This is a genomic window from Curtobacterium sp. MCBD17_013 (genome assembly GCF_003234565.1).
In the GTDB taxonomy this organism is placed as follows: Bacteria; Actinomycetota; Actinomycetes; order Actinomycetales; family Microbacteriaceae; genus Curtobacterium.
On sequence record NZ_QKTU01000005.1, the window covers coordinates 159,484 to 177,032 of the forward strand.

14 protein-coding genes are annotated in these 17,549 nt (G+C 73.7%); 6 read left to right on the forward strand and 8 right to left on the reverse strand.

Annotation, left to right across the window (positions count from 1 at the left end; all coding sequences use genetic code 11):
• Window positions 1–6 precede the first annotated feature (6 nt).
• Complete coding sequence (locus DEI81_RS08175) at window positions 7–279, forward strand: hypothetical protein (RefSeq protein ID WP_111010159.1); 273 nt, start codon at window positions 7–9, stop codon at window positions 277–279.
• A 112-nt stretch (window positions 280–391) separates the two neighbouring features.
• Here the strand turns inward: DEI81_RS08175 and DEI81_RS08180 are convergent, their stop codons facing one another.
• The 3 genes from DEI81_RS08180 to DEI81_RS08190 form a co-directional block, all read right to left on the reverse strand.
• Window positions 392–1,261: an NAD(P)-dependent oxidoreductase gene (locus DEI81_RS08180; RefSeq protein ID WP_181435352.1), complete on the reverse strand. Its 870-nt coding sequence runs from the start codon at window positions 1,259–1,261 to the stop codon at window positions 392–394.
• Between the two features lie 84 nt (window positions 1,262–1,345).
• On the reverse strand, window positions 1,346–3,214 hold the full coding sequence (gene recQ, locus DEI81_RS08185) for a DNA helicase RecQ (RefSeq protein WP_111010161.1): 1,869 nt from the start codon (window positions 3,212–3,214) through the stop codon (window positions 1,346–1,348).
• Window positions 3,215–3,223: 9 nt separating this feature from the next.
• On the reverse strand, window positions 3,224–4,324 hold the full coding sequence (locus DEI81_RS08190) for a CPBP family intramembrane glutamic endopeptidase (RefSeq protein ID WP_111010163.1): 1,101 nt from the start codon (window positions 4,322–4,324) through the stop codon (window positions 3,224–3,226).
• Between the two features lie 106 nt (window positions 4,325–4,430).
• On the opposite strand from DEI81_RS08190, the gene DEI81_RS08195 reads away from it, so the two are divergent.
• A complete protein-coding gene (locus tag DEI81_RS08195; protein ID WP_111010164.1) occupies window positions 4,431–5,474 on the forward strand; it encodes a ketopantoate reductase family protein in 1,044 nt (347 codons plus the stop codon).
• Complete coding sequence (locus DEI81_RS08200; RefSeq protein ID WP_111010166.1) at window positions 5,471–5,971, forward strand: GNAT family N-acetyltransferase; 501 nt, start codon at window positions 5,471–5,473, stop codon at window positions 5,969–5,971. The genes DEI81_RS08195 and DEI81_RS08200 overlap by 4 nt, the downstream gene beginning before the upstream one ends.
• A 12-nt stretch (window positions 5,972–5,983) precedes the next feature.
• On the opposite strand, the gene DEI81_RS08205 is transcribed toward DEI81_RS08200, so the two are convergent.
• The 4 genes from DEI81_RS08205 to DEI81_RS08220 all read right to left on the reverse strand — a co-directional run bounded on the left by DEI81_RS08205 (window position 5,984) and on the right by DEI81_RS08220 (window position 12,678).
• Window positions 5,984–9,055, reverse strand: coding sequence for an AAA family ATPase (locus tag DEI81_RS08205; RefSeq protein WP_111010168.1), 3,072 nt, complete (start codon window positions 9,053–9,055; stop codon window positions 5,984–5,986).
• Entirely contained in the window at window positions 9,055–10,209 is a 1,155-nt protein-coding gene (locus tag DEI81_RS08210; protein ID WP_111010170.1) for an exonuclease SbcCD subunit D C-terminal domain-containing protein, read from the reverse strand. The genes DEI81_RS08205 and DEI81_RS08210 overlap by 1 nt, the downstream gene beginning before the upstream one ends.
• 143 nt (window positions 10,210–10,352) lie before the next feature.
• The gene (locus DEI81_RS08215; protein ID WP_111010172.1) at window positions 10,353–11,900 is read right to left on the reverse strand and encodes a signal peptidase I; all 1,548 of its coding nucleotides are present in this window, start codon (window positions 11,898–11,900) and stop codon (window positions 10,353–10,355) included.
• Window positions 11,901–12,078: 178 nt separating this feature from the next.
• Entirely contained in the window at window positions 12,079–12,678 is a 600-nt protein-coding gene (locus tag DEI81_RS08220) for a hypothetical protein (protein ID WP_111010174.1), read from the reverse strand.
• A gap of 206 nt (window positions 12,679–12,884) precedes the next feature.
• Between DEI81_RS08220 and DEI81_RS08225 the strand changes: the two genes are divergently transcribed.
• Complete coding sequence (locus tag DEI81_RS08225) at window positions 12,885–13,406, forward strand: MarR family transcriptional regulator (RefSeq protein WP_111010176.1); 522 nt, start codon at window positions 12,885–12,887, stop codon at window positions 13,404–13,406.
• Between the two features lie 61 nt (window positions 13,407–13,467).
• Window positions 13,468–13,977 carry a DinB family protein gene (locus DEI81_RS08230; RefSeq protein ID WP_111010178.1) on the forward strand — a complete coding sequence of 170 codons (510 nt, stop codon included), beginning with the start codon at window positions 13,468–13,470 and terminating at the stop codon, window positions 13,975–13,977.
• Window positions 13,978–14,054: 77 nt separating this feature from the next.
• Here DEI81_RS08230 and DEI81_RS08235 read toward each other — a convergent pair whose 3' ends face one another.
• A complete protein-coding gene (locus tag DEI81_RS08235) occupies window positions 14,055–16,241 on the reverse strand; it encodes a DEAD/DEAH box helicase (RefSeq protein WP_111010180.1) in 2,187 nt (728 codons plus the stop codon).
• 228 nt (window positions 16,242–16,469) lie between these two features.
• Between DEI81_RS08235 and DEI81_RS08240 the strand changes: the two genes are divergently transcribed.
• Window positions 16,470–17,531 carry an alpha/beta hydrolase gene (locus DEI81_RS08240; RefSeq protein WP_111010182.1) on the forward strand — a complete coding sequence of 354 codons (1,062 nt, stop codon included), beginning with the start codon at window positions 16,470–16,472 and terminating at the stop codon, window positions 17,529–17,531.
• Window positions 17,532–17,549: the final 18 nt, after the last annotated feature.

The window sequence follows — 17,549 nt, forward strand, 5'->3', positions numbered from 1 at the left end:
CGGCACATGGGGCACGACCAGGCGGACGAGGGATCGGACCCCGAGCGCGTGCCCGACCCGCATCAGGAGCGGACGGCGGAGCACGAGCGCAGCGTGCACCCCGAGGACACCATGCCCCTCGCCGAGCTCGATGCACACGCCCGCGCCGAGGCGGCACTCCGGCGCATCGCGGCCGGCAGCGACCCGGGGCGCGAGGCCTTCGACCTCGCGAACACCCTCAACGACGAGACCGTCGCGCGCGTGCGCGCTCGACTCACCCGCTGGTTCCGGCGACACTGACGCGGTCACCGCCGCACCGCCGCGAACGGCCTGGAGGCGCGCACACCGCCCGGCCGACCCGGTCCGGTCCGACCCGGCCCGCCGCGTCCTTGTGGGTCGGCGACGCTCGCGATCAGTCGGCCGCGCCCTGCGGCCGGAACCCCGTGACGACGGCGGCGATGTCGTCTCCACCGTGCCCCGCGGCGCTCGCCTGGCCGTAGACGGCCACGAGGGCGTCGAGCAGCGTCGTGCTGACGCCGGACTCGTTCGCCGCGTCGACCATCAGGCCGATGTCCTTCCGGAGTCCGTCGAGCGCGAACTGCGGGTCGAACCGGTCGGCGATCATCGCGGCGCCCTTGGTGTGCGCGTACTGCGAGTCGGAGGCGCTGCCGTCGATCGCCTGCAGGAAGAGGTCGGGGTCGAGTCCGAGTGCGGTGGTGAGCGTGAGCGACTGCGCCGTCGCGGCCGTGATCGAGGCGATCCAGGCGTTCGCGGCGAGCTTCAGTGCGGTCCCGGCCCCGACCGCGTCCCCGGCGACGACGATCTTGACGCTGATGGCCTCGAGCACCGGCCGGACGCGGTCGAGGAACTCCTGCGGACCGGCGGCGAGCATGGTGAGCTTGCCCTGCTCCGCCGGTCCCTTCGTCCCGAGCATCATCGCCTCGACCAGGGTGATCCCGTGCTCGGCGGCGACGTGCACCACGCGCTCCGTGCCCTCGAGGCCGATGGTCGAACTCTGGACCCAGATGGCCGACTCGGGGGCCGCGTCCGCCGCCTGCCCGAGGACCTCGAGCACGGCGTCGATGTCGAACAGCGTCAGCAGGACGACCTGCGCCGATGCCACGGCGTCAGCGGGCGAGGTCGCGACCGTGGCGCCCTGTTCGCCGAGGGGCTGCGCACGCTGGGCGGAACGGTTCCACACGGTCACGTCGTGCCCCTCGCGCAGGAGCGACCCCGCGACGCCGGCACCCATCGCGCCCGTTCCCAACACCGTCACCCGCATGCGCGCCTCCTCCGTCCGGTGCCCGGCTCGGTCGCCGCGGCAGCGCCGCCGACGCTACGCCGAGGAGGCCGCGAGGACGGCGAGTCAGGCTGCGTTCGCCACGACCTCGAGCACACCCTGGCCGTAGGCCTCGAGCTTCGCGGCCCCGACGCCGCTGATCTGCGCGAGCTGCTCGAGCGTCGCCGGTCGCGTCGCGGCGATACCGCGCAGGGTGGCGTCGCCGAACACGACGTACGCCGGCACGCCCTGTTCTCGCGCGCGGGTGCTCCGCCACGCGCGCAGGGCCTCGAACAGGCCGGTGGCCTCGCTCGGGAGGTCCGTGGGCGCCGCCCGACGCCGGGTCGCCCGCACGGGACGGGGCTGTTCGCGCCGGAGCCGGACCTGGACACGCCCGGCCAGGACGTCGGCGCTCGTCGGGGTGAGCACGAGGGTGCCGTAGCCGTCGCCCGAGACACCGACGAACCCCTGCGCCAGGAGCTGCCGCACGACGCCGCGCCACTCGCCCTCGGACAGGTCCTGCCCGATCCCGAAGGTCGCGAGGGACTCGTGGCGCAGCTCCTGCACCCGCGGCGACTGCTTGCCGACCAGGATGTCGACGATGTGCCCCGCGCCGTACCGCTGGCCGCGCTCACGGTCGAGCCGGACCACGGTGGACAGGAGCTTCTGCGCGGGCACGGTGCCGTCCCAGGCCTCGGGCGGGGCGATGCACGTGTCGCAGTTGCCGCACGGCGTGGACTCCTGCCCGAAGTACGCCAGGAGTCGCACGCGGCGGCACTCGACCGTCTCGCAGAGGGCGAGCATGGCGTCGAGGTGCATGCTGAGCCGTCGGCGGTGGGCGGCGTCGCCCTCGGACTGGTCGATCATCCGACGCTGCTGCACCACGTCGTTGAGTCCGTACGCCAGCCAGGCGGTCGACGGCAGGCCGTCACGTCCGGCACGGCCGGTCTCCTGGTAGTAGCCCTCGAGCGACTTGGGCAGGTCGAGGTGGGCCACGAACCGGACGTCGGGCTTGTCGATGCCCATGCCGAACGCGATCGTCGCGACCATGACGACGCCGTCCTCGCGCAGGAACGTCGCCTGGTTCCGGGCGCGCACCCCGGCGTCGAGTCCGGCGTGGTACGGCAGCGCCGGCACCCCGCGTTCCACGAGCGCTGCGGCGGTCCGCTCCACCGACGCCCGGGACAGGCAGTAGACGATGCCGGCGTCCCCGGCGTGCTCGGTGGTGATGAACTTGAGCAACTGCTGCAACGCGGCTGCCTTGGGCTCGATCCGGTACTGGATGTTGGGGCGGTCGAAGTCCGCCACGAAGTGCGCGGCGTCGTCGAGGCCGAGCCGGGCGGAGATCTCGCGGTGCGTCTGCGGCGTCGCGGTGGCCGTGAGCGCGATCCGGGGCACGCTCGGCCACCGTTCGTGCAGGACGCTGAGTTCGAGGTAATCCGGCCGGAAGTCGTGCCCCCACTGGGCGACACAGTGGGCTTCGTCGATGGCGAAGAGGCTGATCGCCGCGCGGTCGAGCAACGCCCGCGTCGACTCGAGCCGGAGTCGCTCGGGCGCCAGGTAGAGCAGGTCGACCCGACCGTCCACGAGGTCGCGTTCGACCCGGGCACGTTCGTCGGGCGTCTGCGTGGAGTTGAGGAACGCCGCGCGCACGCCGTTCGCGGCGAGGGCGTCGACCTGGTCCTGCATGAGCGCGATGAGCGGGGACACGACGACGCCGACGCCGTCGCGCACGAGGGCGGGCACCTGGTAGCACAGCGACTTGCCGCCGCCGGTCGGCATGAGCACGAGCGCGTCGCCGCCACCGACCACCTGGTCGATGATCGCCGCCTGCTGCCCGCGGAAGGCGTCGTACCCCCAGACGCGCTGCAGGACCTCGAGCGGTGCCGACCGCGCACTCGACGCGTCCCGGGCACCGGAGACCCCGGGCGCGCGGACGGACGAGGGACTGCTCATGCCGGCAGCCTACGGGCGTCCGCCGACACGGTCCTCCCGGTCCGTCCCGGTGTTGGCGATCACGCTCGCGTCCGAGGTGGGGAGGACGTCCGCGGTGGTGGGCACGGCCTCCCAACCGGGCTCGACGGTGCTGCTCCAGATCGGCGTCCGCCCGCGGAACCGCGGACCCTCCGCGCCCGGGCGTCGACGGTCCAGCCGCGACCGCCGCGCGAGCAGGTCGACGAGCAGCGCGTAGATCCCCATGGTGACGATGGTGACGATCGCGCCACCGGCGGAGCCGTCGGAGGACGTGGTGTCGAGCCGCGACCACCCCGGGGCCTGCAGCAGGAAGATGACCACGTTGTTGAGCGCGTGGGCGAGGATCCCCGACTCGAGGCCACCCGTCCGCCAGGCGAGGATCGCCGCGATGGCGCCGAACGACCCCACGTCGACGATCCCCCACACGTCGTACCCGTTCGGCAGGTGCAGCAGGGCGAAGCAGATCGTCGACACGAGGACGGCCGGGATCGGGTTCCGCACCCACGAGCCGATCGTCTGCATGAGGAACCCGCGGAAGATGTACTCCTCGGCTGCGGCCTGGAACGGCACGAGCACGACGACCATGACCACGGTCACGATGAGCGTCGTCGAGGACACCGTCTGGTGCCCGAGCTGCCGTGTGCCGAAGGTGAGGAAGCCGGCGCCGGGCGTGTGGAACATCGACCAGCCCTGGATGCCGACCGTGAGGACCGCGAGCACGAGGAGCGGGAGCAGACAGCGCGCCATCCACCCCCAGCGCACGCGGAACCGCACCGAGGACAGCTGACCCCACGGTCCGAGCCCGGCGATCCGGACCGCCGCCATGATCGCCGGCAACAGCAACACGAGGGAGGCGAGCGTCAGCCCGAGCACGAGCGGATCCGTCGACGACAGCGCGTCGTGCTGGATCTCGTGCGCGAACCGCTGGAGGCCCGACACACCCGATCGCGCCAGGATCGGCACGAAGAACCCGATCGCGATGAGCACCTGGCTGACGAGGTAGAACCCGAGGAACACGGCGAGCGCCACCAGGGGTCGCCACCACCGCCAGCGCGAGTGGACGCGGAACAGGCGGTGGTAGGGGACGCTCACGCCGGAAGGCTACCGGGCCGACCTCGCCGGACACTCCGCTCCGGCGTGGGGACCCGCGTCCGCGTCCGCCCGGAGCCTGCCGGGAGGCCCGTGGTACGCATGACGTGTGCGTTACGTCATCATCGGGGCCGGATCGATCGGCGGCGCCCTGGCGGCCCGCCTCGCCCGCCACAGCCCGAACCCGCCCGTCCTCGTCGCCCGCGGGGCCCGGGCCGCGGCCCTGCGCGACCGCGGGATCCGGCTGCGGACACCCGACGAGGACGTCACCGTCCGGGTCGCGGTCGTCGAGGCCCCGGACGAGGCCGCGCTCCGCGACGACGACGTGCTCGTCCTGACGACGAAGACGCAGCAGGCGGACGAGGCGCTCCGGACCTGGGCGGACGCGCCCGTGCACGACGCCGGCGGCACGGTCGTCGGTACCGCGGGCGACCTGCTCCCCGTCTGCACCGCACTCAACGGCGTCGAGTCCGAACGCATCGCCCTCCGGTACTTCGAACGCGTGTACGGCGTCTGCGTCTGGCTCCCCGCGGTGAGCCTCGACCCCGCCGAGGTCGTCGTGAGCATCGCGCCGACGATCGGGATCCTCACCATCGGCGCGTACCCGGCCCGCCCGGTCGACGACGACCCGGTCGTGGCGGCGTTCGCGGCGGACTTCCGCGCGAGCGGCATCGACGTGTACCCGGAGGCCGACGTGATGGTGTGGAAGTACCAGAAGTTGCTGTCGAACCTGGCGAACGGCCTCCAGGCCCTGCTCGGTCCGGACGGGGCGTCCTGGCGGGACCTCGCGTCAGCGCTCCGCGAGGAAGCCCTCGGGGTCTACGCCGCCGCCGGTGTCCAGGCGGTGTCCGACGCGACCGAGAAGGCCCGACGGGGCGACACGTTCCGCTCCCGCCCCGTCCCCGGCGTGGAGCACGAACTCGGCGGGTCGTCCTGGCAATCGCTCGTGCGCAGGTCCGGCTCGATCGAGACCGACTACCTCAACGGCGAGATCGCGCTGCTCGCGCGGTCGGCCGGCACGCACGCACCGCGGAACGCGCTCGTGCAGCACCTGGCACGGGTCGCCGCCCGCGACCACCTCCAGCCCGGAGCCGTCACACCCGACGAGATCCGCAGCCGGTTCGCGACACTGGCGGCGGGGGTGGCGGCGTGAGCGCGCTGGACGGCATCCAGGTCCGGCCCGGCACCGCGATCGAGGCGGACGCGTGCGTCGACCTCTGGTTGGCGGCGCTCACCGACCGCGACGGCGAGGACCAGGGCGCGCCCGTGCGGGAACGCGCCCGGTCCAAGTTCGCCCTGCCGGGGGCGGAGCTCCTCGTCGCGACCCGCACCGGTGACGGCGGCGCCGGGTCGGAGATCGTCGGCTTCGCGGTGACGAGTGACCGGGGCGACGCGGTGGTCGGGCTCGAGCTGTTCGCCACGCGGCCGGACGCCAGGGGTCTGGGCGTCGGACGGGCCCTGCTCGAGCGCGTCCTCGCCGAGGCCGAGGCCAGCGGCGCGGTGCTCGTCGAGCTCGAGAGCCGGGTGACCAACGCCCGGGCCATCGCGGTGTACGAGGCAGCGGGGTTCCGGCCGGAGGGCGACCCCGTGCCGCATCCACTCGGCGGCGACCCCGTCGTCCGGTACGCGTTGCCGGTCGTCGGGGCCTGAGCGCCGCGCGGGTCACACCGTCGTCCGCACCGTCGACCCTCCGCCCGGTGCTCGCCGGACCTCGATCCGGTCGGGGATCCGCTGTTTGAGTTCCTCGACGTGGCTGACGATGCCGACCTGGCGTCCGCCGGCCGTCAGACGCGTCAGCTGCCCGACGACGCCGTCGAGTGTCTCCGGGTCGAGCGTGCCGAACCCCTCGTCCACGAACAGGGTGCCGAGCTCGACACCGCCGGCCTCGGCCTGGACGACGTCGGCGAGGCCGAGCGCCAGACACAGCGACGTCGTGAACGTCTCGCCACCCGACAGGCTCCGGGGATCGCGCGTGCGTCCGGTCTCGTGGTCGCGCACCGCGAGCGCCAGGCCCGTGCGACGGGCGCGCGAGGACGTCTCGCGCTCGTCCGAGGCCTCGAGCGCGAACCGGCCCCCGAGCATCGCGCCGAGTCGACTGTTCGCGGCGGCGACGACATCCTCGAACCGCCGCATGAGCACGTACGTGCCGAGCGTGATGCCCGTCGGGTTGACGCTCGACGCCGCGGTCGCGATGTCGGCGAGGCGGACCACCGCGCGGCTCTCGGCCGAGGTCTCCTGTCGTGCCCGCACCGCCCGGGTGAGGTCGGCGCGTCGAGCCGAGGTCGCGACCGCACGGGCCTCCGCGGTCGCCGCCGCACCGGTGGCGGTCTGGAGGGCCTCCTCGGCTCCGTCGGCACGCGTCCGGACGGCCTCCAACTCGGCTCCGTCGACGGCGTCGTGCTCGGCCGCGGCGACGTCCGCCTCGGCGAGGCCGGCCTGCACGACCGCGTGCTCGCGTTCGGCTCCCGCGACCTCGGACCGGAGCCGCGACGCCTCGTCCGGCCCGAGCCCGGCGGCGCGGGCGGCGTCGGCGTCGGCGAACCCCGCGTCCCCCAGCGCGCGCTCGACCTCCGCTGCGCGGGCCAGCACGTCACGGTCGTCGCTCCGCAGGGCGTCGGCCGCGGCGGCGACGGCTGCACAGGCTGCCGCGTCACGATCGAGCGCGGCGACGGCCTGGTCGAGCGAGCCGGTGCCGACACCGCCGGCGTCGACCACCGAGGCACGGCAGCGCTCCACGGTGGCCTCGTCGGCGGCGAGGGCGGCGGTATCGGCGGCGTGGCCGGCGCGCCCGGCCGCCACCTGCGCGGCCAGCGTGCTGCGTTCCTCGGCCAGGGCGCGGGTGTCGCGGTCGAACGCCTCGAGCTGCTCCTCGGCCCGGGCGACCTCGGCCGCGGCAGCGTGCGCACGCGCGATCCGGTCGCGCAGCGCCGACGCGGTCGCGGCGACGGACTCGGGCGTCGCCGCACCGATCGCGGTGGTGAGCCGGTCGCACTCACGCCGCGCGACCGCCTGCCGAGCGGCGGCGGCGCGTTGGTCGACGTCGGCGGTGGCGCGGGCGTCGGCGGCGGCCTCGATGTCGTCGTCCGTCGGGTGGCCGTCGAGCGGCGCCGCGACCGCCGGGTGATCGACGGAACCACACACCGGGCAGGGCTCTCCCGGCGTCAGGACGCCGGCGAGCTCACCCGCGAGGCCCGCCGCCCGTCGCGTCCGCAGGTCGGCCTCGTGCGTGATGGCCGCCTGCGCCCGGAGCGACGCGGCGGCGAGGTCGGCGTCGGCGGCGGTCGCGTCGGCCGCGGCGCGGTCGCGGTCGTCGAGCAGGACCCGCACGGCGTCGAGGTCGGCCAGCGCGCGCTCCGCGACGGGTCCGTCGGCGGCCCGGTCCGCGGCCGCGCGGGAGATCGTGACGAGCGCGAGCCGTTCGGCGGGCCGGGCGTCGAGGAGGGGTTCGAGCGCGGCGCGGCGCTCCTCGGCGCGGGCGAGCTCGGTGCGGGCCGAGGCGAGGGCTGCGCGCCGGGCCGGCAGATCGCGCTCGAGCGCGACGGCGTGCCGCACACCCGCGACGACGTCGCGGAGCGCGGCGGCGTGCGCGGCGAGCGCGGTGGTGTCGACCGCCGGCATCGACTCGAGGTCCTCGAACACGCTGCCGTCCGCGTCCAGCGGCGCGCCACCGGCTCCGGCGCCCACCCCGACGGTGTGGCGTGTGAGGGCGTCCCGGTGCTCGGCGACGACCCGCGCGAGGTCCGCGCCGCGACGCTCGGCACGCGTGCGGGCGGTGTCGAGGCCGACGACCAGGCCGAGCACGCGGCCGGCCCGTTCCGCGAGCTCGAGCCGGGCCCGGGCACCGGCGACCTGCTCCGCGCGGTCCGACAGCGCGGCCTGTCGGCGGAGCAGGTCCGCCCGGCGCCGGAGTGACCGCGCCCGGCGTTCCGCGTCCGCCAGGTCGGCGCGAGCGCGCGCGGCGGCACCCGCCGCGGCGTCCCGGGCCGTGGTCGCCTCGTGCGCGGCGGCGGTGACCTCGACGACCACGGCATCGGCGGCGAGTTCGTCGACGGTCTCGAGGCCCGCCGCCTCGGCGAGGCGGTTGAGCGCGTCGTGCACGGCGGCGTCCGCACGCTCGACCGCCGCGGCGGCCGCACGGCGGCGAGCGACGAGTTCCTCGGTCGTGCGCTCGTACACGTCCGTGCCGAACAGCGACTGCAGCAGTGCACGGCGGTCCTCACCGGGAGCGCGCAGGAAGCGGGCGAACTCCCCCTGCGGCAGCACGACGGTCTGCACGAACTGAGCGCGGTCGAGCCCGATGATGCGCTGGACCTCGGCGCCGACCTCTTGCGTCGCGATCGACAGGGGTTCCCCGACGGCGTCCCCGGGCGCGGCCAGCCGCCACAGGCGGGCGGACGCGTTCTGCCGCGTCGTGCCGCCTCCGCTCTTCTTCGGGCGGTCGTGGGCGGGGGTGCGCCGGACCCGGTGGACCCCTGCCGCGGTCTCGAACACGAGCTCGACGAACGGCTCGACCCCGGCCTCGGCGTGGTGGCTGTGGAGGCGGTCCTTGCTCGCACCCTCGCCCGCGAGTGACCCGTAGAGGGCGAACACGACGGCGTCGATGATCGTCGACTTGCCCGCGCCCGTCGGCCCTTCCAGCAGGAACACACCCGAGGCCCCGAGCGCCGCGAAGTCGATGTCGACCGTCTCGGCGTACGGGCCGATGGCGGCGAGACGGAGGTGGTGCAGGTACATCAGCGCTCCCCTCCGGCGGCGAGGGCGGCCTCGTACGCGTCGCGCAACACGGCGGTCTCGGCCTCGGTCGCCGGGCCACCGGTCGCGAACGCCACGAAGTCGGCCGCGACCTCGACCGGGTCCGACGCGGCGGTGACGGTCGCGGCGGTGCGATCGGTGGCACCGCCCGCGGGCTCGTGGAGGATCGACAGGGCGTGGGGGAACCGGTCCTTCACCCGCGCGTACATGCGATCCGGATGCACGGTGTCGGTGACGCTCACACGGACCCAGGCATCGGCGTGCTCGGCGGCCGCCCCCTGCTCGATCTCGGCCATCGTCGCCCGGACGTCGACGAGCCGCCGCGGCACGGGTGCGGGGAGCAACTCGACGGACACCCCGCCGTCCGCACCGAGCTCCACGAGGGTCACCGACTTGCGCTGGTGCCGCTCGCCGAACGAGAACGCGAGCGGCGAACCGGCGTACCGGATGCGGTCGCCGTCGCCGACCCGCTGCGGGCCGTGCAGGTGCCCGAGAGCGACGTAGTCGATGCCGTCGAACACGCCCGCGGGCACGCGGTCGACACCGCCCACGCGGATGTCCTGCTCGCTCTCGCTCGGTGCGCCGCCGCCGACGAACGCGTGCGCGACCACGACGCTCCGGACACCGGGACGGCGAGCGAGGTCGGCGCGGACCCGGTCGAGTGCGGCACGGACGACGGCCTCGTGCGAGCGTGCGAGCGGCGCGTCGGGATCGGCCGCGAGCGCATGGCGCACCATGTCCGGCGCGAGGTAGGGCACCCCGTAGACGGCGACCGTGCCGTGGTCGTCGTCCAGGAGGACCGGCTCGTGCAGCCGCTCGACCTCGGCGAGGATCCGGACCCGTTCCGACATCACGCCGGCGCCGAAGCCGAGGCGCACGGCGGAGTCGTGGTTGCCGGGCGTCACGACGACGGGGGCGAGGGCGCTCAGTCGCTCCAGCACGCGGGACAGCATGCGGACGGCCGGTACGGGTGGGACCGCCCGGTCGTAGACGTCGCCCGCGACGACGACCAGGTCCACCGCGTGCTCCTGCACGAGATCGACGAGGTGGTCCAGGAAGGCCGCCTGGTGGTCGAGCAGGTCCGCGCCGAGCAGTGTCCGCCCGAGGTGCCAGTCCCCCGTGTGCAGGATCCGCATGTGCCCCCTCCGCCGCTGCGCCCGGAGCGTCCGGACCACGTCACGGTAGCGGGCACCGCGGACATCGCCGGCTGCGCCGGGGTGTGGGGCCCGCGGGCACGGTGCCGGTCAGGGACACCGTGCACCGCGGGGGTCTGGGAGGATCAGCGGCCGGCGGAGTACAGCGCGCTGACCTGGGCAGCCGACAGGGCCGAGTTGTAGACCGCGACGTCGTCGAGGTCGCCCTTGTAGTAGTTGCTCGTGGGCGCGTTCTGCCAGCCGCTCAGGTTGTCGTACCCGATGCGCCACCAGCCGGAGTCGGGCTCGGCAGCGGTGTTCGTGTTCGTGGCGACGCTGACGCCGTCGACGTAGAGGACCATGCCGCTCGACGACATCGTGCCGACCACGTGGTGCCACCGGCCGTCCGTCACCGTCTTGGTCGACGTGAGCGTGATGTTGCCGCTGTTGTAGACGCTGAACGAGACGGCGCCCGCCGAGTTGATGTACAGCTGTCGGTCGTACGCGCTCGAGCTGCCCGTCTGGCTGTTGCCGAAGCCGATGACCTTGCCCGCGGCGGTGGAGGTCCGGATCCACGCCTCGACCGTGAACACGGAGGGGGCGGTGATCTTGGTGGTGGACGTCGAGGTGACCTGACCGGTCGCGCCGTCGAGCGTCACGTACGGGCTCGAACCGCACGTGCCGGCGACGCGGGTGACACCGCTCGACAGCGTGGCCGTCGTGCCGCTGGAACCGAGGTCGGTCTCGCTCGTGCCCGACGCCGCGTTGAACGCGTAGTCGATCGTCGGCGAGTAGGTCACGGTGCGACCGAGGCAGGAGAACGACGAGGCGGCCCCGAAGGACGCGCTCGTGGAGGTCATGGCGCCGAAGGGCGCGGCCTCGGCCTTGCTCGGCAGGAGCAGTCCGGTCCCGACGGCGGCGAGCACGACGGCCGAGCCGACGATGAGGGCGAACAGGCGAGCGGGGAGACGGCGACGTCCCTCCCGGCCCTGTGCCGCGGGGGCACCGGACGGCACGTCCGCGTCGTCGTCCTCGTCCTCGTCGACGAGGACGGGGATGAGCAGGTCGTCGACGTCGTCCGGGAGGCCCTCCCCGGCTTCGTCGTCGTCCGTCGCGGCGACGACGGGGCCGCGACGGAGCGGTGCGTCGATCGTGGACAGGAACGCCATGGCGGTGAGCGCGAGGACGAGGATCGCGACCTTCTTCCACTCACCGTCGCGGAGCCACATGACGGGCATCCCGATGTACGGCACGCGGATGAACCCGACACCGTGGACGGCGCTGCGCGTGATCGGCGTGGAGTCCGCCTGCGGGTTGGCGTCGCCCTTGGTGATGATCTGGCCGTCCTCGCCCGCCTCGTGGAAGCGGTGGAGACGGAGCTCGCCCGGCTGGTCGGGGTCGTCGTACAGCAGGACCTGACCGAGGTGGAGGGAGGTCGGCGCGACCGGCTTCGAGACGACGACGTCGCCCGGCTGGAGGCGCGGCTCCATCGAACCCGTCATGACGGTGGTGGGGTGCCAGCCGATGACGGCCGGTGCCACGGCCCAGAGCGCCATGCCGAGGATGGTGGCGATGACGCCGCGTGCGACGGTGGCGATGACCAGGCGGTTCCAGTCGCGCAGGTCACGGAGCCGGTCCACGCGCACCGCGGGCACCGCGGCGGGGGCCGGGATGGCGATGTTGGTCGTGGTCATGACTCGTTCCTCGGGGGCGGCACCGCTGGTGGTGGATCGGGCTGGTGGGTGGTGCTGGGTGGGAGGTCGTGCCTCCCGGTCGACGGTGGTGGTGTCGGCGGGACCGGGCGCAGTGGGGGCGCGCCCGGTCCCACCGGTCCTGACCGCTCGCCGTCACGGGCGGTCAGGAGGTGGGGGCTCAGCTGTTCTGGGCCTCCCAGGTGAGGCCGAGCGCCGCCGTGCCGGCCTGCGCCGAGTTCGGGGTGGTCGACGAGACCGTGTAGGTGACCTGGTAGACGCGCGACTCCGAGGCGGAGCCGGTCGGGGTCCAGGTGCCGAGGCCGTTGCTGTAGTTCGTGTACGAGGACGCGAAGTTCGCGAGCGTGCCCGTGTAGAGCGTGCCGTTGGTGCTCGAGGGGGTGAAGCCCGTGCAGCTGCCGAAGCCGCCGCCGGTGCCCTGCTGGACCGAGATGTTCACGTAGGACGAGAGCCCGTTCGTGGTGGCCGCGCTCGTGCCGTAGAGCTTGACGGCCGAAGCGAGCGAGCCCGTCGAGGTGACGGTGATGCAGTTCGAGCCGGTCGAACCCGGCTTGAGGTTGGTGGCCGAGAAGAGCGCGGTGTTCGCGTCGTCGTCCGAGAGGGCGACGGTCCCGGCGGTCCAGTTGCTGGTGGGGTTCACCGTCGTGGCGGAGAAGGCCGAGTACGAGGCGGTGGAGACGACGACGCCGGAGGCGATCAAGGCGGCGGGGATGGCGATCCAGGCGGCGACACGGGCGGTGCGGGGGCTGACGCGGGGCATGACGGTACTCCTTGCGATGTGGTCTGCGATGGGGCGCTTGGTACGACCATCAAGTTACTTTGCCATCGTGCTGCTTACAACCCGAGCCATACCCCCACTGCTGGGGACATGGCTTGATTATCAAGATACTTGCTGATCGAGGTGCGCCGAGCGAGGATGGAGTGCCGGCGGGAGCACGCTCGGCGCCGCCGACGATCAGGGACGACATGACGGACACCACCACCACGGCCACGGACAGGGCCCCGGGCACGGACGCGGGCACGGACGCGGCGGCACTCGCCCGCGTGCTCAACGCGTACCGCCTCATGCAGGTGCACCACGCCCGCGTGCTGACCCGCGAGAGCGCCGCGCGCGGACTCAACGCCACGGACGCGCGCTTCGTGTTCTTCCTCTCGGTCGCGGAGGCCGGCGTCACCCCGAAACAGGCGAGCGAGTACCTCGCACTCTCGACCGGTGCCACCACGAACCTCGTCGACCGCCTGGTCGACCGCGGGCACATCGAGCGACGCCCGAACCCGGAGGACCGGCGGAGCGTCCTCCTGCAACTCACGCCGACGGGGGCCGAGACCGCCGAGCAGATCGGGGTCGTCTACCGCGCGGCGTTCGAGTCCGGGATCCCCACCGAGTACCTCGTCCCGCTCGCGCGGGCGTTCGAGCAGGTCGCCGCGCGCCTGGGCGAGTGCGCCAGCGCCGACGGCTGCCCGGACGCGGTCCACGCCGCGGGCTGATCCTCCACAGTGTCCCGGGTCCGCCCGTCCACCGTCGGCGCCCGGGGCTAGCGTGGCGGACATGACACCAGCAGAACTCCTCGCCGAAGCGTTCGCCCGCGTCCCCGAGACCGTCGAACGCGCCGTCCGGAACCTGTCGGAGGACCAGCTCGCCGCTCGGCCCGCCGCCGGTGCGAACACGCTCGCCTGGCTCGCCTGGCACATCGCCCGCGGGCAGGACGCGCAGATCGCCGACCTCACCGGCAGCGAGCAGGTGTGGACGAGCGACGGCTGGTACGACCGGTTCGGCCTGCCGTTCCCGGCCGACGCGCTGGGGTACGGCATGTCCCGCGACGACGTCGGACGGGTCCGCGCATCGTCCGACCTGCTGCTCGGTTACCTCCGCGCGACCACCGCCCGGACACTCGAGTACGTCCGGGGCCTCGCACCCGAGGACCTCGACGCCGTGGTCGACGAGGCATGGGACCCGCCCGTGACCGCCGGCGTCCGCCTCGTCAGCATCCTCGACGACTGCGTCCAGCACGCTGGACAGGCCGGGTACGTCCGCGGGCTCCTCTTCTTCGTGTCCTGACGCGCAGGTGGGGAACGACGGGAGGGACGGCGCGGGTCACCCCGCACCGTCCCTCCCGTCCGTGATCGCGCCCGGCCTCAGCGCTGGGCGAGCTCCGTGACGAGCGCGTCGCCGGGAGCGACGGGCGTCATCGGGGCGTCGATCTCGGCGCGCTCGAGCATGCCCTCCATCTTCCGGACGCGGTTCCGCGTGACGAGGGTCACGACGGTGCCCTCCTTGCCGGCACGGCCGGTGCGCCCCGCGCGGTGTGTGTACGTCTTGTACTCGTCCGGCAGGTCCGCCTGGATGACGAGCGAGACGTCGTCGACGTGGATGCCGCGCGCCGCGACGTCCGTGGCGACCAGGACGTTCACCCGGCCGCTCGTCAGGAGCGACAGGTTCCGGGTGCGTCGGGACTGGTTGAGGTCGCCGTGCAGGCTCGTCGCCCGGATGCCGGCGTCCTCGAGCTGGTCGGCCAGACGCTCGGCGTAGGCACGGGTCCGCGCGAACACCACGGTCTTGCCGTCGCCGCTCGCGAGTTCCTCGATGACGCGGTCCTTCTCGCGCTGCTCGACGACGAGGACCTGGTGGTCGATCGTCGAGGACGCCTGGTTCTCCCCGAGGACCTCGTGCACGGACGGCTCGACGAGGAACTCGTCGACGAGCGCGGCGACCTGGGTGTCGAGCGTCGCGCTGAACAGCAGCTTCTGCGCGCGCGCACCGGTCGGCGTGACGTCGGCGGTCGCCTGGAGGATGCGCCGGACGGGCTCGAGGAACCCGAGGTCGCACATGTGGTCGGCTTCGTCGAGCACGGTGACGACGACCTCGCTGAGGTCGAGGCGGCCCTGCTCCATGAGGTCCTCGATGCGACCCGGCGTGCCCACGATGATGTCGACACCGCGCTGCAGCGCGCCCACCTGACGGCCCTGCGGCACCCCGCCGTAGATCTGGGTCGTGAACAGGCCCACCGCACGGGCGATCGGCTGGACGGTGCGGTCGATCTGCAGCGCCAGCTCGCGCGTCGGCGCCAGGATGAGCGCACGGGGGTTGCGGCCCATCCGGCGGTTCTTGCCCCCACCGTTCTCCATGAGCTTCTCGACGAGGGGCGCGCCGAACGCGATCGTCTTGCCGGAGCCCGTGCGGCCTCGACCGAGCACGTCCTTGCCAGCGAGGACGTCCGGGATCGTCGCGGCCTGGATCGGGAACGGACGATCCGCGCCGAGCTCCGCGAGCACCCGCACGATGTTGGAGCCGATGCCGAGGTCGCCGAAGGTCACGCCCTCGACGTCCGCGGCGACGGTGGCATCGGCCTGGAGCTTCTCGAGCTTGACGTCGTCCGCAGGCACGTAAGCGGGACGGTCCTCACGGGCATCGCCGAAGTGGCGGCCCGAGCGCTCTGCGGCGCGCGGGGTGCGACCGGTCCGGTCATCGCGGTCGAACGAACGCTGCGGCCGGTCGTTCCGGTCGTTCCGGTCGAACGAACGCTGCGGCCGGTCGTCCCGGTCGTACGAGCGCTGCGGCCGGTCGCTCCGGTCGAACGAACGCTGCGGCCGGTCGCTCCGGTCGTTCCGATCGAACGAACGCTGCGGCCGGTCGCTCCGGTCGTTCCGATCGAACGAACGCTGCGGCCGGTCGCTCCGGTCGCTCCGGTCGAACGAACGTCCACCACGGTCATCCCGGTCGTACGACCGCTGCGGCCGGTCGCTCCGGTCGTTCCGGTCGAACGAACGCTGCGGCCGATCGTTCCGGTCGCTGCGATCGAACGAACGCTGCGGCCGGTCGTTCCGGTCGTACGAGCGCTGCGGCCGGTCGTCCCGGTCGAACGAGCGCTGCGGCCGGTCGCTCCGGTCGTTCCGGTCGAACGAACGCTGCGGCCGGTCGCTCCGGCCGTACGAGCGGCCGCCACGGTCATCTCGGTCGTTGGGACGCTGCGGCCGGTCGCTCCGGTCGTACGACCGGCCGCCCCGGTCGCTCCGGTCGTACGACCGGCCGCCGCGGTCGTCCCGGTCGGACGACCGCGCGCCGCGCCGGTCGTCGCGCGGGAACCGCCCGCGGCTGCGGTCGTCGTCGTTGCTGCGCGGCTCCCAGTTCGGGCGGCCGGAGCGCTCCCCGGACGCGGCGCGGTCGCGGCGCTCCGCCGCGTCCCACCGCGCCTTCTGGCGACCAGCGGACGGCTCCTCGGCACGGTAGCCGCGGTGCTTCGGGCTCCGCGAGGCAGGGGTGCCGTTCGCGTGGCGGGCGGTGTTGTCGGCGCGCGAGGGCGCGCCCTTCTTGAAGGGGGACATGCGAGTTCTTTCCGGCGTGCAGACATGCCGCAGGACCCGAGGCGCCGTCGGCCGGATCGAAGTGCGGGGAGGGGGTCCGTCCCGTCGTGATCGACGTGACTCCAGCCCTCGAGACACACACACCCGTCGCGGCCACATGCCGCGCTGTCGAGAGCTGACCTACCTACATTAGTCGCGAACCCGGAGGGACGCCAGCCCCGCACGGATGCTCCCGATAGGTTGGGCGCGATGCCGTCTCCCGTCCGTCAGCGCCGTCACGCCCCCGGTGTCGCACGCGTCGGGGACCACCGACGGCTCCCGGCCCTCACCACGGTCGCGCTCGCGCTCGTGCTCGTGCTCACCGGATGCGTCCAGGGCCCCACCGGCGACACGAACGCCACGGTCGACGCGGGACCGGTGATCTACCCGCTGTCGCTGCGGTACCCGGACGTCCGGACCGTGTCCGACGTCGCATACGGCGAGGACCGGCTGCAGCGCCTCGACGTCTGCCTGCCCGCCGGGCACGAGGCCGCCGCGGCGACCGCGACCGCGACCGCTGCGCCCCTGCCGGGTGGCGGGGTCGGCGCGCAGGCGGGACAGGGCACCACCGACCGCCCTGCCGTCATGATGATCCACGGCGGCAGCTGGTCACACGGTGACAAGGCGACCGCGGCCTACCACGCGGTGTGCGAGTACTTCGCATCCCAGGGCTTCGTGGTGTTCGACGTCGACTACCGCCTGGCGCCGACGGACCCGTTCCCCGCCGGACTCGACGACGTCCGGCGCGCCCTCGACTGGGTGTTCCGCACGACGACGCTCAACCGGTTCCGCGTCGACCGGGAACGCGTGGGGGTGTTCGGCGGGAGCGCCGGCGGGAACCTCGCCGCGATGCTCGCGGTGCAGGACCACGCGTCGACCGCGTACGCGAACGGGGACCGGATCCGGGCCGTCGCGGAGCTGAGCGGGCCCTCGGACCTGACCGCGGCCTCCACGGGCGCCGGCGGCGTGACGCCGTCGTTCGCTCGGAAACAGCTGCTCTACCTGGGATGCACCCGCTACGCCGACTGTCCGGCGGCGCGGCGGGCCTCCCCCGTCGACGACGTGACCGCGCAGACCCCGCCCTTCTTCATCGGGCACAGCACCCACGAGTTCATCCCGCTGTGGGAGTCGCAGCACCTGGCGCGCGCCCTGCGACGGCACGGCGTCCCCGTGACCCTCGTCGAGGTCCGCGGCACCGCGCACTCGATCGCGCAGCTCGACCGCGCGATGAGCGAACGGGTCGTCGCGTACTTCCGTCGCCGACTCGGCTGACGCCCGACAGGGACATGA